The 19098-nt window shown below is 62.3% G+C and carries 16 protein-coding genes and 1 pseudogene; 8 read left to right on the top strand and 9 right to left on the bottom strand.

The window, feature by feature from the left end; all coding sequences use genetic code 11:
- Positions 1–145: 145 nt before the first annotated feature.
- The 3 genes from BTO02_RS21185 to BTO02_RS21175 all read right to left on the bottom strand — a co-directional run bounded on the left by BTO02_RS21185 (position 146) and on the right by BTO02_RS21175 (position 3397).
- On the bottom strand, positions 146–1324 hold the full coding sequence (locus BTO02_RS21185; RefSeq protein ID WP_075159225.1) for an acyltransferase family protein: 1179 nt from the start codon (positions 1322–1324) through the stop codon (positions 146–148).
- A 238-nt stretch (positions 1325–1562) separates the two neighbouring features.
- A complete protein-coding gene (locus BTO02_RS21180) occupies positions 1563–2324 on the bottom strand; it encodes an SDR family oxidoreductase (RefSeq protein ID WP_075159224.1) in 762 nt (253 codons plus the stop codon).
- A gap of 113 nt (positions 2325–2437) precedes the next feature.
- Complete coding sequence (locus BTO02_RS21175) at positions 2438–3397, bottom strand: GlxA family transcriptional regulator (RefSeq protein ID WP_075159223.1); 960 nt, start codon at positions 3395–3397, stop codon at positions 2438–2440.
- 154 nt (positions 3398–3551) lie between these two features.
- Here BTO02_RS21175 and BTO02_RS34835 point away from each other — a divergent pair, with 154 nt between their 5' ends.
- The 5 genes from BTO02_RS34835 (at position 3552) to BTO02_RS21155 (ending at position 8643) form a co-directional block, all read left to right on the top strand.
- Positions 3552–3707, top strand: coding sequence for a hypothetical protein (locus BTO02_RS34835; RefSeq protein ID WP_198039301.1), 156 nt, complete (start codon positions 3552–3554; stop codon positions 3705–3707).
- A gap of 274 nt (positions 3708–3981) precedes the next feature.
- Positions 3982–4899, top strand: a complete 918-nt coding sequence (locus BTO02_RS21170) for a LysR family transcriptional regulator (RefSeq protein WP_075159222.1) — start codon at positions 3982–3984, stop codon at positions 4897–4899.
- 148 nt (positions 4900–5047) lie between these two features.
- Positions 5048–6241 (top strand): CaiB/BaiF CoA transferase family protein, encoded by a 1194-nt coding sequence (locus BTO02_RS21165; protein WP_075159221.1) that lies wholly within the window; start codon positions 5048–5050, stop codon positions 6239–6241.
- Positions 6238–7182, top strand: a complete 945-nt coding sequence (locus BTO02_RS21160) for a hydroxymethylglutaryl-CoA lyase (RefSeq protein ID WP_075159220.1) — start codon at positions 6238–6240, stop codon at positions 7180–7182. Before BTO02_RS21165 ends, BTO02_RS21160 begins: the two co-directional genes overlap by 4 nt.
- Before the next feature lie 129 nt (positions 7183–7311).
- Positions 7312–8643 carry an MFS transporter gene (locus BTO02_RS21155; protein WP_075159219.1) on the top strand — a complete coding sequence of 444 codons (1332 nt, stop codon included), beginning with the start codon at positions 7312–7314 and terminating at the stop codon, positions 8641–8643.
- Between the two features lie 286 nt (positions 8644–8929).
- On the opposite strand, the pseudogene BTO02_RS35200 reads toward BTO02_RS21155, so the two are convergent.
- Together BTO02_RS35200 and BTO02_RS21145 are read right to left on the bottom strand one after the other, a co-directional pair.
- Positions 8930–9421: pseudogene (locus BTO02_RS35200) on the bottom strand (aminotransferase class I/II-fold pyridoxal phosphate-dependent enzyme); the annotation flags it as partial.
- A 152-nt stretch (positions 9422–9573) separates the two neighbouring features.
- Complete coding sequence (locus BTO02_RS21145) at positions 9574–10512, bottom strand: helix-turn-helix domain-containing protein (protein ID WP_075159218.1); 939 nt, start codon at positions 10510–10512, stop codon at positions 9574–9576.
- A 143-nt stretch (positions 10513–10655) separates the two neighbouring features.
- Here BTO02_RS21145 and BTO02_RS21140 point away from each other — a divergent pair, with 143 nt between their 5' ends.
- The 3 genes from BTO02_RS21140 to BTO02_RS21130 all read left to right on the top strand — a co-directional run bounded on the left by BTO02_RS21140 (position 10656) and on the right by BTO02_RS21130 (position 14549).
- Positions 10656–11555 carry a DMT family transporter gene (locus BTO02_RS21140; RefSeq protein WP_075159217.1) on the top strand — a complete coding sequence of 300 codons (900 nt, stop codon included), beginning with the start codon at positions 10656–10658 and terminating at the stop codon, positions 11553–11555.
- Between the two features lie 450 nt (positions 11556–12005).
- A complete protein-coding gene (locus BTO02_RS21135) occupies positions 12006–14051 on the top strand; it encodes a hypothetical protein (RefSeq protein ID WP_232243627.1) in 2046 nt (681 codons plus the stop codon).
- Positions 14052–14276: 225 nt separating this feature from the next.
- A complete protein-coding gene (locus BTO02_RS21130) occupies positions 14277–14549 on the top strand; it encodes a hypothetical protein (RefSeq protein ID WP_075159215.1) in 273 nt (90 codons plus the stop codon).
- Positions 14550–14706: 157 nt separating this feature from the next.
- Here the strand turns inward: BTO02_RS21130 and BTO02_RS21125 are convergent, their stop codons facing one another.
- The 4 genes from BTO02_RS21125 to BTO02_RS21110 form a co-directional block, all read right to left on the bottom strand.
- A complete protein-coding gene (locus BTO02_RS21125) occupies positions 14707–16431 on the bottom strand; it encodes an FAD-dependent oxidoreductase (RefSeq protein ID WP_075161245.1) in 1725 nt (574 codons plus the stop codon).
- 76 nt (positions 16432–16507) lie between these two features.
- Positions 16508–17500, bottom strand: coding sequence for a DedA family protein/thiosulfate sulfurtransferase GlpE (locus tag BTO02_RS21120; RefSeq protein ID WP_075159214.1), 993 nt, complete (start codon positions 17498–17500; stop codon positions 16508–16510).
- Positions 17501–17881: 381 nt separating this feature from the next.
- The gene (locus BTO02_RS21115) at positions 17882–18142 is read right to left on the bottom strand and encodes a hypothetical protein (RefSeq protein WP_075159213.1); all 261 of its coding nucleotides are present in this window, start codon (positions 18140–18142) and stop codon (positions 17882–17884) included.
- A 195-nt stretch (positions 18143–18337) separates the two neighbouring features.
- The gene (locus tag BTO02_RS21110) at positions 18338–18898 is read right to left on the bottom strand and encodes a DinB family protein (protein WP_075159212.1); all 561 of its coding nucleotides are present in this window, start codon (positions 18896–18898) and stop codon (positions 18338–18340) included.
- Positions 18899–19098: the final 200 nt, after the last annotated feature.

Raw genomic sequence — 19098 nt, 5'->3', positions numbered from 1 at the left:
AAAGTGTCGCGTTTTAACGGATATTTTTCTCGATCGATGTGAAGCGACGGCCGTGAGCGCCTGAAAAGGTGAGGGTTTTCGGGAAGTGCAGTGTGGTCGCTGCGGATCACTGCGGGTCACTGCCCGTGATCGCTGGACATTGTCGTCAAACAACAGAGCCGGCCTTTTTCAGGCTCTCGCGCTTTCTCGACGCGAACTTCTTCGTCAAATACGCGCGCACGGGCTCTTCGATCAGCTTCGTCGCGACCACCGAGACCGCGATGGTCAGTGCAACCGATATCGCGATCGTCTCGACCGGATGCTGCTCGCTCTGAGGGAGGTAGATAAAGACGAGCCGGCCGATCGGGAAATGCAGGCAGTAGACTGGATACGACAGCCAGCCGAGGAAGTGTGCAAACTGCGCACCGATGCGCCCGCTCGGCGCGATACTCGCACCACGATAGACCATTAGCGGCGCGACAGCGAAGATCACTGCCATCGGGAAGAGGCCCTTGACGCCGAACGGACAGGCAACGATCACCGCCAATAGCGCGTAAAGCGCGATGTCGTTCCGAACGATGCCCGATAGCACACCGCCGAAGCGCCGCGGCAACGGCTTCTCATGCAGCAGGTAGACGAGCACGCCCATTGTGAATCCATACGCCACGCGAATGAAGCCGACGAAAAAGTTGTGCGTTCCCCAGCCTGCGCCGAAGAATATGGGCACCGCACCCTTGTGCTCCCAGCCTAGCAACGCGCCGGTCGCCAGCAACAGAAATGCGCTCCCGGCGATGATTCTGATCAGGTCGCGTTTTTGCAGGCGGACCAGTACCAGCAGGGCGACGCTCGCAACCATTTCGAAGAACAGCGACCATGCGGACGGATTGGCCGGAAAGATTTCTCCGACGGTGAATTTTTCGACGGGAAAATGTGCAGTGGCACCGACGAAATTTCCGACTCCGTGATCGCCGAGGTAGGGCATAAATAGCAAGTTGTTCAGCGACGCGACAATCATCGCGCGTATCGGATAATCGGCGAGTCCGGCTGCCGCGGCTATCAATAGCGCAGGAATGCCGATCGCCATTGAAATGGCGAACATCGGATAGAGCCGGATGATGCGCTTTTTGATGTACTCACGGGCGCTCAGGCCGAACAGGAGTTTTTTCCTGTACGAGTGCATCAATACAAAGCCGCTCAGGATAAAAAAGAGATCGACCGCGATGTCCGCAGTCTTGAATAGCGGGTGCGCGGTGTTCTCCGAGTAATGCATCAGCATGACGCTGATCGCAGCGACCCCTCGCAGTCCGTCCAGTACTTCATACCGCTTTTCTCGCACTTGTTCCATAGATCGGTCAGTTGTGCCGAGATCGTGCCGCTTCGAGTGCACTTATGTACCGTGCAATCAGTAGCACTGACATAGTTGCCAGAAACCTCGTCTAATCAGGAGTTTGTCTGGTCACGCTACAACGGATGGCCGATAAAAAAAATGTCAGAGGGTTGGCGATAAAAAAATCGGCTACTGCGTAGCCGATTAAAAATATTTGATCCCTATGCGCTGATTGAAACGCCGATACGGCGCCGCGTTACGGCAATTCGCGCAGATCGGCGGTCGGGGTCGTGCCGAATGCATCGCTCAACACAAAGTCGATCATTTTGACCGCGGCATCGTGCGGCGTGGCGAGCTTGCCGGTGCGCTTGTATTCGACGAAGCGGCCGCGCATCGGGAAGCGCTCGTCAGTCGAGTCGCGAAGTTCCGCCTGCATGTCTGTGTCGAGCGTGCCCGGCGCGATGCTGCAGATGCGCAAGGCGCGATTCGAATCAAGCGCGACCGAACGCGCGTGGTGATCGAGGGCGGCCTTCGTTGCGCAATACACGCTCCAGCCCGCGTACGCGTTACGTGCCGCTCCGCTCGAGATATGCGCGATGCGCCGGTCTGCCGCGCCGGTGCTGGCGGCGGCAAGAGCAGCAGACAGCATCAACGGCGCAGCGACGTTCAGCACGACCGATTGCGCAACGGCGGAAGGATCCTGCACCTCGAGCGGACCGATCGGCTGCACGGTCCCGGCGTTATTGAACAGCAATACGCGTTCTGAATTGCCGATAAAGCGTGGCAGTTGACCGCCGCCAAGCCACTGCGCGATTTCCTCGATGCTCGACAGATCCAGTTCAACTTGCTCGAATGCGGCGTCGCCGCGCGAGGCGAGCGTCGCATGCCGGTTGCGGGACAACCCGAGCACCGAAATGCCGCGTGCGAGCAAGGTTTCGGCGAGCGCTGCGCCGAAACCGCGAGTGTGTCCCGTGACGACCGCACAGATGGAAGACGAAGAAGAGGATGCGTCGGACATGGTATCGATCCCGAGAAAGACAGTTATGAGTTCCAGTCTATTTTCTCACGGGATATTGAGTATTTGCCCTTGGCCGCGCCATGCGCCGAGGGAGAGGCTCATGGCGCGCTGCGCTACGTATTCTTGAACCGTTCGCGATACTGCATCGGTGTTGCGCCAATACGCTTTGTAAACACGATGCGCATGCGGTCCGCGGTACCGAACCCGCAATCGTAGGCGATCGTCTTCAGGGCGAGCCCGGTGCTTTCGAGCAGTTTGCGCGCCGCGTCCATGCGCGCGCGTTCAATGAATTCATGCGGCGTGACGTGAGTCTCCTGCACGAATACGCGCGCGAAATTACGGGCGCTCATGCCCGCTACATCTGCGAGTTGCTTCACCGTGAAGCTTTTGCTGATGTGCGCCATGACATGCGCCTGCACTTTCGCGACCGGCGAAGCATCGTCGGCGGGTGCCGTCAGATACGGGCTGAACTGCGATTGCCCGCCCTGGCGCTGCGAGAACACGACCAGCCGTTTCGCGACCGCAAGCGCGACTTGCGGACTGTGATCTTCGGCAACGAGGGCGAGCGAGAGATCGATACCCGCCGTGACGCCCGCCGATGTCACGAGACGTTCGTCGCGCAGATAGATACGGTCGAAATCGACGTTCGCGCGCGGAAACTGCGCGGCGAGTTGCGCCGCGTGCTGCCAGTGCGTCGTGACGTTGCGTTCGTCAAGCAGGCCCGCGTGGCCGAGCGCGAATGCGCCGGTGCAGATCGACCCATAACGGCCGCAGTGTGCCGACGCAAAACGCAACCACTCGAGCAGCCGTTCGTCGGGTGTGGCCTCGGGCAATGCCGGGCCACCGGCGACGAGCGCGAGATCGAAGCTGCGCCGCTCTGCATCGAAGGTCGCATCGGCGGTCAACGACATGCCGTTCGACGCGCGCATCGTGCCCACATCGGCGGCGACCAGCGTCACGCGGTAGTGTTCTGCACGGTCGATAAACCTGTTCGCTTCCGCAAAGACGTCGACCGGCCCGGCGACGTCGAGGGCCTGTACGCCCGGAAAAATCGCGATCGCGACGCTCGGCATGCATTGCTCTCCTCGGATGATCGCCCTCTGTGCGCATTGGCAGAGGACGCCGTATGTCTGGCAGCGTTGAACGGTGCATAACGATTGTGGCCGACGCGCCGCGCGCCAATACTGAACGTGACGTCACCCCTTTCATGCTTTCGAGGAGCGCATCATGAGACAGCATATCAAACCCGTTTTCGAATTTGACGAAGAGACACTCGCACAGAGGGAACGCAGCGCGAGCGAACATCACGAGTGGCTTGTGGATCAGGCGTTGATGGATACATTTCCGGCCAGCGATCCGGTTTCGCTGTCGGCGTTCGACTGAAGCTTCGGCGAAATGATGCAGGCATTGCGTGAAAGGAACGAGGAAGTTCGCGCATTGCGGCCGGCAGGGATTTGAAGGGGCGAGCGTCGAGCGGACCGAGCCTTGGTGTCAGCCGAAGCATGGCGCGATTATGCGAAGCGGCCCCGGCGCAAATACGGTGTGAAGTGCCGATAAACGCCATTCATCGCGCGTTTTGCCCGTTCGCCAGCGCTGCGCGCAGCATCGCGGCAAAATACGGACCGGCTCCCACTTCCCGCCCTTGCGCACCCCACCTATGGTTTTAAAAAGCCTGCTGAGACGACTCGATCTCACGACGCTTCAGTTATTCATCGCCGTTTACGAAGAAGGTACGCTCACGCGCGCCGCCGAACGCGAAGCGATCGCGATCTCGGCTGCCAGCAAACGGCTGCTCGAACTCGAACAGGCCGTCGGCGCGACGCTGTTTCAGCGCACCGCGCGCGGCATGACCTTGACGCCGGCGGGTGAAACGCTGCTCCATCACGCGCGGCGCGTGATGCGCGACGTCGAGAATATCGGTATCGAACTCGCAGGTCATGCAACCGGTGTGCGCGGGTATGTGCGCATGATGGCCAATCTGTCGGCGATCGTCGAATTCCTTCCGGAAGACTTGCGCGGTTTCCTCTCTGTCAACGAACAGATCAAGATCGACCTTGAAGAGCGGCCGAGCGGCGGTGTCGTCGAGGCCGTCGCCGACAGCCTGGCCGACCTCGGCATCTGTTCGGGCGAGGCCGACACGCGCGGCCTGCAGGCCACGCACTACCGGCACGATTCGCTCGTGGTCGTGATGCGCGAAGACCATCCGCTGGCGGGTCGCGAGCGGATTGCATTCGCGGAAACGCTCGATAGCGACCACGTCGGCCTGCATTCGGCCAGCTCCATCAATGCGCGCACGCATATGGCCGCACGTCAGGCCGGCAAACCGCTGCGGCTGCGCATTCATGTGCCGGGCTTCGACGCGGTCTGCCGGATGGTGCAGGCCGATATGGGGGTGGGCTTGGTGCCATCGAACGTATTTCAGATCATGGGGCGGCCGCTCGGCCTCGTGGCCGTCAAGCTCGAAGACGAGTGGGCCGAACGCAGTCTGGTGATCGTCGTGCGCGATGCCGGCTCGCTTTCGCCGGTCGGGCGGCTGCTTTTCGACCACCTGCGGGCGGTGGAAACCGCGGCTTGATGCACTGCAAAACGAATTTCCGCTGAAATCGGCGGCAAAACGACCTTTCGCGTTTCGCGAAATATCATTGGTGAATGGAGGTTGGACGCTGTATCCGTGGGGCTTCTAAGCTGTCTTCCAACGCCTTGAAGCATCAGGAGACAGCATCATGAGTGGCCCTCTTACGGGTATCCGGGTCGTCGAGATCGGAACACTGATCGCCGCGCCGTTTGCCGCACGGCTTCTTGCGGAATTCGGCGCCGAAGTGATCAAGATCGAAGCACCCGACGGCGGAGACCCTCTTCGCAAATGGCGCAAGCTCCATGAGGGAACGTCGCTCTGGTGGTACCTCCAGTCTCGCAACAAGAAATCCATCTGCGTCAATCTGAAATCGGCCGATGGCGCCGATATCGTCAAGCGGCTCGTTGCCGACGCCGACATCCTCGTTGAAAACCTCCGTCCCGGTGCGCTCGAAAAGCTCGGCCTCGGCTGGGACACCTTGCACGCCATCAATCCGAAACTGACGATGGTCCGTATTTCCGGTTACGGACAAACCGGCCCGTATCGCGACCGGCCGGGTTTCGGCGCGATCGGCGAATCGATGGGGGGCATCCGTTATACGACCGGCGAGCCCGACGGCGCGCCGGCGCGCGTCGGCATCAGCCTCGGCGATTCGCTTGCGTCGTTGCATGGCGTGATCGGCGCGCTGATGTCGGTGCTGCGCGTGAAGACGGGGCAGGGCGAAGGTCAGGTGGTCGACGTATCGCTCGTCGAGAGCGTGTTCAATCTGATGGAAAGCCTCGTCCCCGAGTACGACCTGCTCGGCCACGTGCGCGAGCGCAGCGGCGGTGCGCTGCCGGGCATCGCGCCATCGAACACGTACCGCACCGAAGACAATGCTTACGTCGTGATCGCCGGCAACAGCGATCCGATCTTCAAGCGGCTCATGCAGGTCATCGGCCGTCCCGACCTCGCCGACGATCCGGCGCTTGCGCGCAACGACGGCCGCGCCGCCCAAAGCGCGATGCTCGATGCGGCGATCACTGCATGGACGTCGCACCATTCGACCGATGACGTGATGGCCGCGCTCGAGCGCGCCGAAGTGCCGGCTGGCCGCATCTACTCGGTTGCGGATATTGTTGGCGATCCGCACTATCAGGCTCGCGAGATGTTGCTGCAGGCACAACTGCCGGGCGGCGCATCGGTGAAGATGCCGGGCATCGTGCCGAAACTGTCCGATACGCCGGGCGAAGTGCGCTGGAGCGGTCCGACGCTCGGCGAACACACGGACGGCGTGCTTGCGTCACTCGGCTATGCGCCCGCCGACATCGAGCGGCTTCGTAACGAAGGAGCAGTGCAATGAACTTCGACACCGCATACGACAGGTTGATCGTGCAGGAAGTCGCTCCGCGCGACGGCCTGCAAATCGAAAAGACGTGGGTCGATACGCCCGACAAGGTCGCGCTGATCGACGCACTGTCGACGGCCGGTTTCTCGCGCATCGAAGCAGGTTCGTTCGTGTCGCCGAAAGCGATTCCGGCATTGCGCGACGGCGAGGCCGTGTTTCATCGGATCCGCCGCCATCCCGACGTGATTTATGTCGCCCTGATCCCGAACCGGCGCGGCGCGGAGCGCGCGCTCGAATCGCGCGCGAACGAGCTGAACCTCGTGATGTCGGCGAGCCAGACGCACAATCTTGCGAACATGCGGATGACGCGCGATCAGTCGCTTGCGGGATTCGCGGATATCGTCGATTTCACGCGCGGCGCGCCGGTCTCGCTGAACGGCACGGTCGCCACGACGTTCGGCTGTCCGTTCGAAGGCAAGATCGACGAGGACCTCGTGATGTCGATCGTCGACAAGTACCTCGCGCTCGGTTTTCAGGGAATTACGCTTGCGGACACGACCGGCATGGCCAATCCGCGCCAGGTTGCGCGCATCGTCAAACGCGCGCTCGGGCGCATGCCGGCAAGCGCGCTGACGCTGCACTTCCATAACACGCGCGGCCTCGGCCTCGCGAACGTGATGGCCGCATACGAAGCCGGCGCGCGCCGCTTCGACGCGTCGCTCGGCGGCCTTGGCGGCTGCCCGTTCGCGCCGGGCGCGTCGGGCAACATCTGCACCGAAGACCTCGTGAACATGTGCGAGGAAGTCGGCATCCCGCACGGTATCGATCTCGACAAGCTGATCACGCTGTCGCGCGCGCTGCCCGCGCTGCTCGGTCACGAGACCTCGGGACAGGTGGCCAAGGCCGGCCGCAACAAGGATCTGCATCCGGTGCCGGACGGCATCGTCTGCATGTGAGTAGCGAGTGTTAGAAAAACGCGAACGGCAATACCTGTTCGAACCCCTGACGAATTGAACGGGACACAGTCCACGAACAACAACCGACGACCGGAAGGCAGGTAGCCAAATCCGGCATGGAGACGCAGAATGAGCGATCTAGGCGCAGTCGCAGCAGACAAACCGACCACGAGCATTGAAGACACGGCTGAGCTGATCCGCAAGGTCGCATGGCGGCTCATGCCGCTTATCATGATCTGTTATCTGTTCGCATTCTTCGACCGGATCAACATCAGTTTCGCGAAGTTCCAGCTGCAGAGCGATCTCGGCTTTTCGAATACCGCGTACGGTCTTGGCGCAAGCCTGTTTGTCGTGGGTTACGTGATCTTCGAAGTGCCGAGCAATATGCTGCTCTTCAAGGTCGGCGCGCGACGCTGGATCGCGCGCATCATGATCTCGTGGGGTCTCGCGACGGCGGCCATGGTGTTCGTGCAAACCGAATGGCAGTTCTACGGTCTGCGCTTTCTGATCGGCGCGATGGAAGCGGGCTTTGCGCCCGGCGTGCTCTACTATCTGACGCTGTGGTTCCCGGCGAGCTTCCGCGGCCGTATCACGTCGCTGCTGTTTCTCGCCTCCGCGTTTTCGGGCCTGTTTGGCGCACCGCTGTCGGGCCTCGTGCTCGGCTATATGGATGGCGTGTTCGGCATTCGCGGCTGGCACTGGCTGTTTCTGCTCGGCGGCCTGCCTTGCATCGTGCTGGGCCTGCTCGTGCTGAAAGTGCTGAAGGACCGTGTCGAAGATGCGAACTGGCTTACGCCGCAGGAAAAGCTCTACCTGTCGAGTCAGATCGAAGGTCAAACGCAGCAGAAACATCACAGCCAGTCGTTCGGCGAAGCGATCCGCACGCCCGGCTTTCTGACGCTCGGCCTTATCTATTTCCTGATCCAGGTCGCGTCGTACGGGCTCAACTTCTGGGCGCCGCAACTGATTCGCAGCGCGGGTACGCATAACCCGACCATCATCGGGCTATTGACCGCGATTCCGTATATTTGCGGCGCGCTGTGCATGGTGATCGTCGGACGCATATCGGATGCGACCGGCGAACGCCGCAAGTTCGTTGCGGGCCTGTTGCTGATGGCGACGGTCGGCTTCTTTGCCGCAGGCATCTTCGACAAGCAGACCGTATTTCTCGTGATCGCGCTTGCGGTGATGGGCGGCGGCGTGGTCGCGTCGATTCCTGCGTTCTGGGCCTTGCCGCCGAAGCTCGTGACCGGCGCCGGCGCCGCGGGCGGCCTCGCGCTGATCAACACGCTCGGTCAGCTGGGCGGTATCGTGAGCCCGGTGATGGTCGGCCGGATTCGCGACGTGACCGGGAGTACGACGCCGGCGCTGTATGTGATCGGCTGTATGAGCCTCGTATGCGCGGCGATTCTGATGTTCGGCTTGCCCGAAGCGCTGCGCCGCAAAGATCACACGACGTAAGCGCGACCCATAGCGTGCGGGGCCTGATCGGGTGAACAACACTAACGGCTGACGGCACCGCTAACGGCGCGCAAGATCCTTCATGAAGCCGGACACCCTCGCAAGTCCCCTCTCCAGCACATCGGTGCTGTTCGCATAGCCGATCCGCACATAACCTTCGATATCGAGCGCGCTGCCCGGCGTGAACATCACGCCGGTCTTTTCGACGAGCGCGACACAGAAGTCGCGCGAACCAGCCGACGCGCAGCCCCGCGAGCGACCATGTCTTCGACATGCTGCCGGTGCTGATGCCCTGTTCGTAGAGGTCCGCAATCGACGCGGTGAAGCCGTTGCCGTGCTGATCGGTGCCGCGATACACCTCGTCGTTGAGCACATACGCGCCGCATGAGCGCGCGATATCGGCGAGCCGTTCGAGAAACGCGCGGTCCATCAGCGAGCCGGTCGGGTTGTTCGGATTGTTGATTGCGATCACGCGCGTTTTAGCAGTGACCAGGCGCTTCAGTTCGTCGAGGTCCGGCAGGAAGCCGTTTTCTTCGCGTAGCCGCAGAATATCGACGTTCGCACCGTAGCTTTCCGGAATCGAATAGTGCTGCTGATAGGTGGGCAGCACCGAGATGACGTGGTCTCCGGGCTCGACGAGCGTTTCGTAGATCAGCGCATTCGCACTGATCGCACCGTGCGTGATCAGGATATTCGGCACGCGCTGCGTGTCGTAGAGCGATGCGACGTTCGCGCGCAGCCGGTCGCTGCCGTCGATCGCGCCGTAGGTTAGCTTCATCGGCAGGATCTCGTCGAGCAGCGCGTCTTCCTTGCCCGCGATGCGCAGCAGTTCGCCGACGGTCAACGATTCGACGCAGGTTTCCGCGAGGTTCAGTTCGCAGCGGTTCTCGTACAGATCCATCCAGCGTTCGACGCCGAATTCGCGGATTTTCATCGCGTCTCCTCGTTGCGCAACGCACACCGATAAACGATCGGCGCTGCGCCAAGCGCCTCGCGAAAGCGATGGCTGAAGTGACTTGCATTTGCATAGCCGCATCGCATTGCGATGTCGGCGAGCGGCAGCGACGTGGTACGCAATAGCCCGCGCGCGCGTTCGATGCGCTGTTGCGCGATCCAGGCGTGTGGCGGCAACCCGAACGAAATGCGGAACATTCGCGAAAGATGATATTCGGACAGATTGGCGACATTCGCCAGTTCGCCGAGCGTCAGCGCTTGCGTGAGGTGTGAGTCGATGTAATCGCGCAGGCGCCGGCGTGTCGCCACGGCGAGGCCGCCTTTGAGCGGCGCATTCGTGCGGCTCACGCCTTGCGAGCGCAACAGCAGAGACAGCATTTCGTGCGCGGTTTCGTTGGCACGCAAACGTCCGTCGGTATCGTCCCAGCGGTCGTTCACGAGCGATTGGCACAAGCTTGCGATGCGCGCATCTTCGAAGTACGTACGGTCGGCAAGCGTCAGTTCGCGCGGCTCGCGATCGAGTTCGCGAATCGCGCGCTGCGTGAAATGCTCGGGCAGGAAGTACAGATGCACGAAATGCATATGGCCGCGCACCCACCAGCGCGATTCGTGATCGCCGGGCAGCGCGCACAGCCGGCTCGGTGCGCCGTAGCGGCCCGGCAGCTTTTGCCGTTCGGTGCGATGGCCGCCGTCGAGATAGCACGAGAGCGTGTGATGGCCGGGCTGCTCGTAGGCTGTTTCCGCCTCCCTCGTTTCGCGAGTCCAGATGGCCACCGCGAGCTTGTCGCCAAGCCATGCAAAGCGGTCGAGCGTCGCGTCGGACACGGCCAGCGTGTGGCAGATCGAATGGACGCCGAACGGCGGATCGACCGGGTCTGCGGCAGCGGCAGTGTCGGGGGAAGGGACGGAGGTCATTTTCGTCGGCGCATGTTCGTACGTAGTATAAGACCGGCGGCCGGCACGCTCGTCCGTTCATGCAGAAAGTGCGCAATTCCAGACATGCGCTGCGGTGTGCAAAACCGCATAGTCGGACTCTTCCTGCCTTGTAGGTGCGTTCGATGAATTTGCTGCTTTATGTGGTGACCGTGTTGATCTGGGGCACTACGTGGATTGCGATCAAATGGCAACTCGGCGATGTGCCGCCGCCGGTGTCGATTGCCTATCGCTTCTGGCTCGCGTCGGCCGTGCTGTTCGCGCTGGTCGCGGCGACGCGGCGTCCGCTGCGGCCGCCGCGCGGCGCGTGGCGATATCTGGTGGCGCAAGGACTCGCACTGTTTTGCGTGAACTTCCTCTGTTTTTACTACGCTGAACGCGCGGTACCGAGCGGCCTCGTCGCCGTTGTGTTTTCGACTGCACCGCTGCTGAATTCAATCAACGGGCGCATCTTTCTCGGCCGGCCGCTGCAGCCGGCGGCAATCGCTGGCGCGTTGCTCGGCTTTGCCGGAATCGTCTGCCTGTCGCTGCAGCAGATCAGCGGGCATCTCGGCGAACAGGCCGTATGGTTCGGGCTCGCGATTGCACTCGCAGGCACGATGTGCTTCTCGGTTGGCAATTTGCTGTCGACCAAAATGCAGGCGATGGGTTTGCATCCGCTCGTCACCAACAGTTGGGGCATGTTGATCGGCGCGGCGGTGCTGACCGCCGGCAGCGCGCTCGCTGGCCTGTCGTTCGCGCCTCAGACCGACGCGCGATATCTCGGCGCGCTCGTCTATCTCGCTGTGCCGGGCTCGGTGATCGGCTTTACCGCGTACCTGACGCTCGTCGGCCGGATCGGCCCGGAACGCGCCGCCTACTGCACGGTGCTGTTTCCGTTCGTCGCGCTCGCAGTATCGACAGTGTTCGAAGGTTACCGATGGTCTTTGCTCGCAGTGACCGGCCTGATGCTCGTTGCGCTAGGCAATCTGGTCGCGTTCGGCGTGGTGCCGCGGCTTCTGTATCGCAGGAACGGCGTGCTTTGACTGCCTCAAACCGCTTCGATAAAAGTGCTTCGAAATACGCCGTAAAAATTCATCGAGTCCTTTATAAATATCCTCGGATAATGAGCCTATAAAAGGGCCGAATTATTTCGATGTGCACCGAGTAAACCGTAGGCACGCATTCCAAATCGCCTAATAGAGCGGTATTTCCACCATTTCAATCCAGTTCTGCGATTCGAGCGTCGCGGTATTCTGCGGACAAATCCAGGTGTAACGGGAATCCGGCGCATGATGTGCCCGATTCCCACGTCCCGCCTGCAATTCGCTTCATTATCCCCCGCAAGGACGCAGAACTTGAAGACCCTCTCTTATCTGGGTGCGGCGCTGCTCGCATTGAGCAGCCTTGTCCCTGTTGGTTGTAATGCACAATCGAAATTGAATTACGCTACTTCATGGCTTGGCAATACATTTGGTTATGGCGATGGTAAATGGATGCAACAGGACATTCAGGCCATTAACGTCGCGCCCGATGGCACCGTTTATGTCAATTGCGGCTGGGACGAAAGCGGCAGCGAAATCGCCGCATACAAAAATGGTGACAGGCTTGCGGTCGGCGGCGCGACGCACGGCTGGGGCGCGAGCGGCGGCGAGGCGATCGCGTCGAACCGCACATACGTGTATGCGGCGATGTCGATCGGCAATCAGAATAACGGGCTCACCGGTGCCGACTATCCGCCGGTTAACCAGCAGTGGTACGGCATCACGCGGCGGCTCGTCAGCAACATCGCGCAGGGCGCGCCGTTTGCCAGCGGTATCGCCAATAGCGCGAATGCCACCAGGAACAGCTTTCTCGTTGTCGATACGGTGAGCACGGGCACTGACGCAGGTATTCGCGGTCTCGCGGCCAATGACACGACCCTCTACGTGTCGGACCAGTACGCAAACCAGGTCATTGCCTACGATGCGAATACGATGCAGCGCCTGCGCTCGTTCAACGTGACGTCGCCGGGTCGCATCGCGATCGATACCGATTCGACGCTATGGGTCATTACCGGTGCGATGACGGGGCAATATGCGATTGCGCACTATTCGTCGAGCGGTGTGCCGATCGTGGGCGCACCAGTGTTGCCTGCCGGTGTAGTGCCGACCGATATCTCGATTGCGCCATCGGGTCAGCTGGTTATCTCCGACAACGGACGGAGCCAGCAACTGCTCATCTACAACAAGAGTGCGAGCGGTCTGACGACACCGGCTGGTTCGATGGGCACCGCGCGCGGCATCTTCCATAACGCGGGCGCCGTGCAACTGGGCAGCTACAACGGCATTACCGGTTTCGGCTTCGATCAGGCCGGCAATCTCTATGTCGGACAGAACAGCGAGGGGCCGCGTCAGCTGAACTCGCCGTCGGTCGGCGCCGGCGCGGTGCTGCAGGCGTTTACGGGCGTGTCGCGCGCGTTGCGGTGGGAGCTCGACGGGTTGCTGTTCGTTGATGGCGCAACCTTCGATCCGGCGTCGGAGAACACGATCTACACCGGTTCGAAAGTCTTCACGATGAACTGGAACAACCCGGCCGGAAAGCAATGGACCTATTCGGCCTTCACCGTGGATCGCTTCAACTATCCAGACGATCCGGAATTGCACCTCGGGCGCCTCGTGCGCGGCGAGCCGATGCTGCGGCGCCTGAACGGCGGCAAGCCGTATCTCTATGCGCTCGACCCGTATTCGCACGAACTCTATATCTATCGCTTCGATCCGGCGCACGGCAATATCGCGATTCCTTCGGGCATGTTCGCGGAGCTGCCGATCGCCGGCGGGTATCCGGCGGGTCAGCCGGCGGTCGGGGAATGGATGTGGCGCGATACGAACGGGAATGGCGGCATCGATGCGAATGAATTGACGAGTAATCCGTCGGCGTCGAGCACGATCGGCAACAGCTTTATCTGGGTCGATTCGCTCGGCAACGTGTGGTTCGGCACGCCGACGAAGGGCATCCGCGAACTGCCGTTGCAAGGCTTCGACTCGCTTGGCAATCCGGTCTACGACTATGCAGCCGCGAAAACCTTTCCGACGCCGGCGATATTCACCGGCACCGGCCGCGTGCTTTACGTGCCCGAAACGGACACGATGTACGTCACCGGCTATACCGCGGCGCATCCGTGGAATTTGTCGCTGTGGAAAGAGGCTGGGCCGATCCTCGCGCGCTACGACAACTGGACGACGGGCCATCCGACGCAGCGGTACGTGGTGCCGCTGCAGTGGAACCTGCAGTCGAATCCACCGGTCACGACCGTCGGCGTGGCGGCCGCGGGCAACTACGTGTTCGTTGCGCAACTCTATACGCAGAGGATCGACGTCTACGACGCGAGCACGGGGCAGGAGATCGGGTATATGACGCCCGGCGCGACGGTTGGCAACACGAGCGGGCAGGTCGACGTCGAACTTGGCATCAGCGCGACATTGCGCTCGAACGGCGAGTACGACGTGCTGGTCGAAGACGACGCACGCGCGAAGATCGTCGTGTATCAATGGAAGCCTTGAGGACCGCTACGCGCCGCTTGCGCTAGTCGCGGTCAGATCGCGGGTGCGGGCCCATATCGGGGCTCGCGCTTTCCGCTGTCGCGGGTTCGCGCGCGGGATGCGACCGGCTGTCGCGCCCCGTCGATCGAAAGCGTGCGATCGCGCGCGTGACGGCTGCGTGCGATCGGTATATAACGAAAACAACGCTTCCGATCCACGATGGACTAACCGAAACGGCACACCACCATGACTGGCGATGCACCTGAAAAACGGCCCGAAAGCGGCGCGCCTGACGCCGAACACCCCGACCTCGAACATCTCGACGCAGCAGTCACCCATGTGGGCGAAATGGTGCAGTCCGGCCATATCGCGATCAGCGCGGCACGCGGCATTCTGTATAGCCTGATCGAGACGCTCGGCACGCTGGTCGGCGATCCCGATCTACCCGAGCACGCTCGCGCGGGCTATGAAGGTCTGCTCGAAACGGCTCGCGAATTGCGCGCAAAGGTCGAGCACTGAAGGTGAGTTGAAGAAGGCTGAGCGCCGCGGCGCGCTCCACTGCCGATCCGACTGCGCACTAGGCCGCGGCTTGGACCGCGGCCTTCGATCGCGGCCTCCGACGCTGACGATGCCGCGCTTATCAGGCGCTTTTTGCGTGCTTACGTTTTTCGTGTGCTTACGCGCCGAGCGCGATCGCTTCGCCGTTCGCCACGGCGAGCATCTGATGGATCTGCGCGACCACGGCCGCGCCTTCGCCGACCGCGGCCGCAACGCGTTTCGTCGATCCGGCGCGCGCATCGCCGATCGCGTACACGCCTTCGACCGAAGTGACGAGATCGCAAGCCGAATCTGCACCGGTCAGCACGAAGCCCTTCGCATCGAGCTGCACGCCGCACGTGCGCAACCATGCGGTATTCGGATCGGCGCCCGTGAACAGGAACAGATGCCGCGATTCGAAGCGGTCCTGGCCGTTCGGCAGCGGCGACTTCAAGCCGATCGTCGACAGGCCGCTGTCGTCCGCATCGAGCCAGCCGATTTCCGACTGCGGATGGACGGTCACATTCGGCAGCGAACGGATCCGGTCGATCAGGTAGCGCGACATCGTCGCTTCGAAGCCGCTGCGGCGGATCAGCACGTGAACGTGCGCCGCGTGCGACGCAAGATAGACGATGCCTTGCCCCGCCGAGTTGCCGCCGCCCACCACGACAACCTCCTGGTGCTTGCAGAGCTTGGCTTCGACCGGCGACGCCCAGTAGTAGATGCCGCGGCCATCGAAACGGTCGAGCCCTTCGATCGACGGACGGCGGTACACGGCGCCGCTTGCGATCACCACGGCATGCGCACGCACGTTGCCGTGCCGGATGCCGGCGTTGCAGGTCAGTTCGAGCCGATGCGGCCGCTCTTCGCAATGCAGCGCTTTCACCTTCAGCGGAATCGCGACGTGCGCGCCGAACTTCTGCGCCTGCACGAAGGCGCGGCCCGCGAGCGCCTGACCGGAGATGCCGGTCGGAAAGCCGAGATAGTTTTCGATGCGCGAACTCGCGCCCGCCTGGCCGCCTGGCGCGCGGCTGTCGAGCACGATGACGGACAGTCCTTCGGACGCCGCATAGACGGCTGTCGCGAGGCCGGCGGGGCCCGCGCCGACGATGGCAACGTCGTACACGTGTTTCTCGTCGAGGTCGGGCAGCAGACCGAGGCACGAAGCGAGTTCCGGATCGCTCGGACGGCGCAGCACGCGGCCGTCGGGGCAGATCACGAGCGGCAGGTCTTCGGGCTGCGCGCCGAACTGTTCGATAAGGCCGAGCGCTTCTTCGTCGCGCTCGTTGATGACCGAATGGGGATGGCCATTGCGCGACAGAAAGCTTTGCAGCGCGACGAGCCGCGCATCGTAACTCTTGCCGAGCAGGATCGGGCCGCCTGCGCCTTTTTCGATCAGCGCCACGCGCCGCAGAATCAGTGCGCGCATGATGCGTTCGCCCAGTTCGGCTTCGGCGATGATCAGCGCGCGCAGGCGCTCGGGCGGGATCAGCACCGCGCTGACCGGCTTCATCGCAATGCCGTCGACGAGCGCGCGCTTGCCCGACAGCTGGCCGACTTCGGCGAGGAATTGCCCCGCTCCTTCGTGTTCGACGACAAGGTGCTCCCGGCCAAGCCCGTCGCGCTGCGTGATGCGCACCGTACCGGACAGCATCACGATCATGCCCGGGCCATTGTGCCCGGTGCGGAACAGAAATTCTCCCGCATGCCAGTGATTGAGATCGCCGAAATTCCGCACGCGATCGATTTCGGCGGGTGTCAGCGTCGGGAACATCTGGTGGCGCCGCGTAGACAGCGTCGAGTACGGCGCTTCCGCGACGACTTCGCTGGCTTGTCCTTCTCCATCGCGGGTTGCTACAAGCATCGGACCGCTCCTTGCGTCGGTTGCATCATTCGGTTGCGTCAAGTCAGATAAAACGGTGTGGCCGGCGCGCGGATCGCTATACGGCCTTCGGCGAAATGCCGACGTCGTCGACGTGCGGTGCGGGTTCGTCGGCCAGCGGCTCGAGCTGGCGGCCTGCGTCGCGCCATGCGTCGAGGCCGCCGCGCAGCGGCACCACGTCCTTGAAGCCGGCCTCGGTCAGTGCCTTGGCCATCCATGCGGCGGACACTTCGTTCGGGCAGGAGCAATAGATGACGAGCTTCTGGTCGGGCTTATAGGTCGCGACGATGTCGTCGAGGTTGCGTTCGTCCGCGAATTTCGAGCCCGGAATCACGAAAGGATCGAGCTTGCGCTTTTCTTCGGAGCGGATGTCGAATAGCACCGGCGTTTTTTTGTTCGACATCAGGTCGTACAGCTCGTCGACGTTGATGCGTGCCTTCGCGAGTTTGTTGAGCAACTGGCGGCGGCGCATCCAGCGGTAGGCGGCGTAAAGCAGCAGCAATGCGACGACGACGACCGCGGTCAGCTTGCCGAGCCGGCCCGCTTCGGCGAACAGCATGTCGATCTGCTGCGCGAAGAGCGCGCCGAGCGTGAGGCCGAGGCCCGACCATAATGCGGCGCCGATACTGTCGAACGTGAGAAACGTGCGGTAAGGCGTGCCCATCGCGCCCGCCAGCGGAATCGAAACGATCGACAGGCCCGGAATGAACTTTGCGACGGCGAGCACGCGCACGCCCCACCGGCCAAAAAAGCGCTCGGTCTTCTTGACACAGCTGTCACGCGAGAGCGACAGCTTGCAAAGCGTTTTGAGCGTATTGCCGCCGTAGATGCGGCCGGCGAGATACCACGCGCTGTCTCCGATCAGCGTGGCGAAGATCGCAAGCACGAGCACCGACACGAGCTGCGTGCCGACGGTGGCAGGATTCATGGCGGCCATCGCGCCGAACAGCACGAGGGACGGCATCGCGGGCACGGGCAGCCCGATCGATGCGGCGAGCACATTGGCGAAGACGATCGCGGGCCCGTATTGCTCGACGAGGTCATGTAGCATCGGTTTACTTTTTCGCGGCTCGGGAAGCCGCAATTGCGTCAGGTAAGTTAAGAATTATGGACGCATTTGCGCCGCGTGCAAGCGACGGGGGCAACACCCCGTCAGCGCTGGAGCGGCTGCTACAGTCAGCCATTCCGTTTGCGCCGGGCGGATGGCTGGATGCCGTCCGCAAGGCTCGCGGGCGGCATTTGGACGACGTCGAACGGTCGGCAGACTACCAGAAAAACGCCGGTGAAAATGACAGCCGCGTGTGGCGAAGAAAAGTGCAGCGGGAACTGGAACGACAGCAGAGGGGCGGCAGAAAAACGGCAGGAGCGCGAGAAAACAAGCAGACGCAGGCAGACGCGGCAGCGCGGCATTGCGAGCGCGCCGCCGCGCGGATCAGGTTGCGTGCCGGTGGTGGTTGTGCTGCTCGCCCGGCAGTTCCGCGCCATGCGCGCGAATCGCCGCGATCAGTTCGGCGGGTGTAATTTCGTAACGCACTTCGCGATGAATGCCCGGTTTGCGTTCGTCGACTTCAACGAGAAGAATGCCTTTGCCGTCTTCTGTCGCTTCGAGCCGCAGCGTGCGCAGTTCACGCCCGGTCGCGTCGTCGTACTCGGTGAGCAGGGCCATTGCCCCGGAAGACCCGGTGGTGCGCATCGAAAATTTCCTCATCCGTTATAGAACAAGCATTGTACGGGGAGCTTCACCGTTCTGTCGCGCGGCCCGGCACACCATGCACCGAAGCCGCGAGCGAATGCTGGAGCCAGTTTAACGCGAGTTGCCGCGTCGCCGGACGCATTTTTTGTGCCCTGTTGCGGTGCGGTCGCCGCTTCGGGCGCGTCGCGTCGCCTCCTACCGCTTGTCGTCGAGCGCCGTCAGCTCGCGCTCGCGCGCCGGTGTATCGGCCAGCAGAAAGAACTCGTCGAGCTGGGGCGGCGGCACATCGGTGCCGGCAAGCATCGCATGCGCCTGGCCCCGGTGATGAATCTGGTGAATGAACAGGTGCGGCAGCACCGTGCCGACCGTCTCATGTTGCTGACCGATGTCCGGGCCGCGGTCGATGACGACGCCGCGCCGCAGCGCGCCATCGTCGAGCGCGTCGCAGAATGCGATCAGCTGGCGGTCGAGCTCGCGCTGCGCCGGCCACAGCTCCGCGCAGCGCGGACGGGCCGTTTCGTCGGCAAAAATCGCGAGGCCTGCGCCGCCGTCGACGAGCGCGTCGAAGTAGTAACGGTCGACCAGCAGGATATGGTGCAACGTCAGTTGCAGCGAAGGAAAGAAGCTTACGCGGCGCTCGGCGAACGCCTCGTCGGACAATGTCAGGCATGCCCGATAAAGCCGCGCATTCGACCACGCGTTGTTGCGGGCCATCGCGGCGAAATGCGCCGATAGCGTGGCGACTGGTGCATGCATGGCGATTCTCCCGCTGCCGGTTGCGACGAAGCAACGCGATGCGCACGGGACAACCCCGGGGATGTGCCGGTTCGACGCGGCGCTCGCGCGAAGTGATCAGCCTATCATCGCCCGATGACCACCCCTGGACGATATGTTCTTTAGCCGCCGTGCACCAGCGTCGATATCCGCGCGAGCTAGCACGCCATGCGGAAATTTAT

It is taken from the genome of Paraburkholderia sp. SOS3, assembly GCF_001922345.1.
Classification (GTDB): Bacteria; Pseudomonadota; Gammaproteobacteria; order Burkholderiales; family Burkholderiaceae; genus Paraburkholderia.
This window is presented reverse-complemented; position numbering and strand designations above follow the sequence as displayed.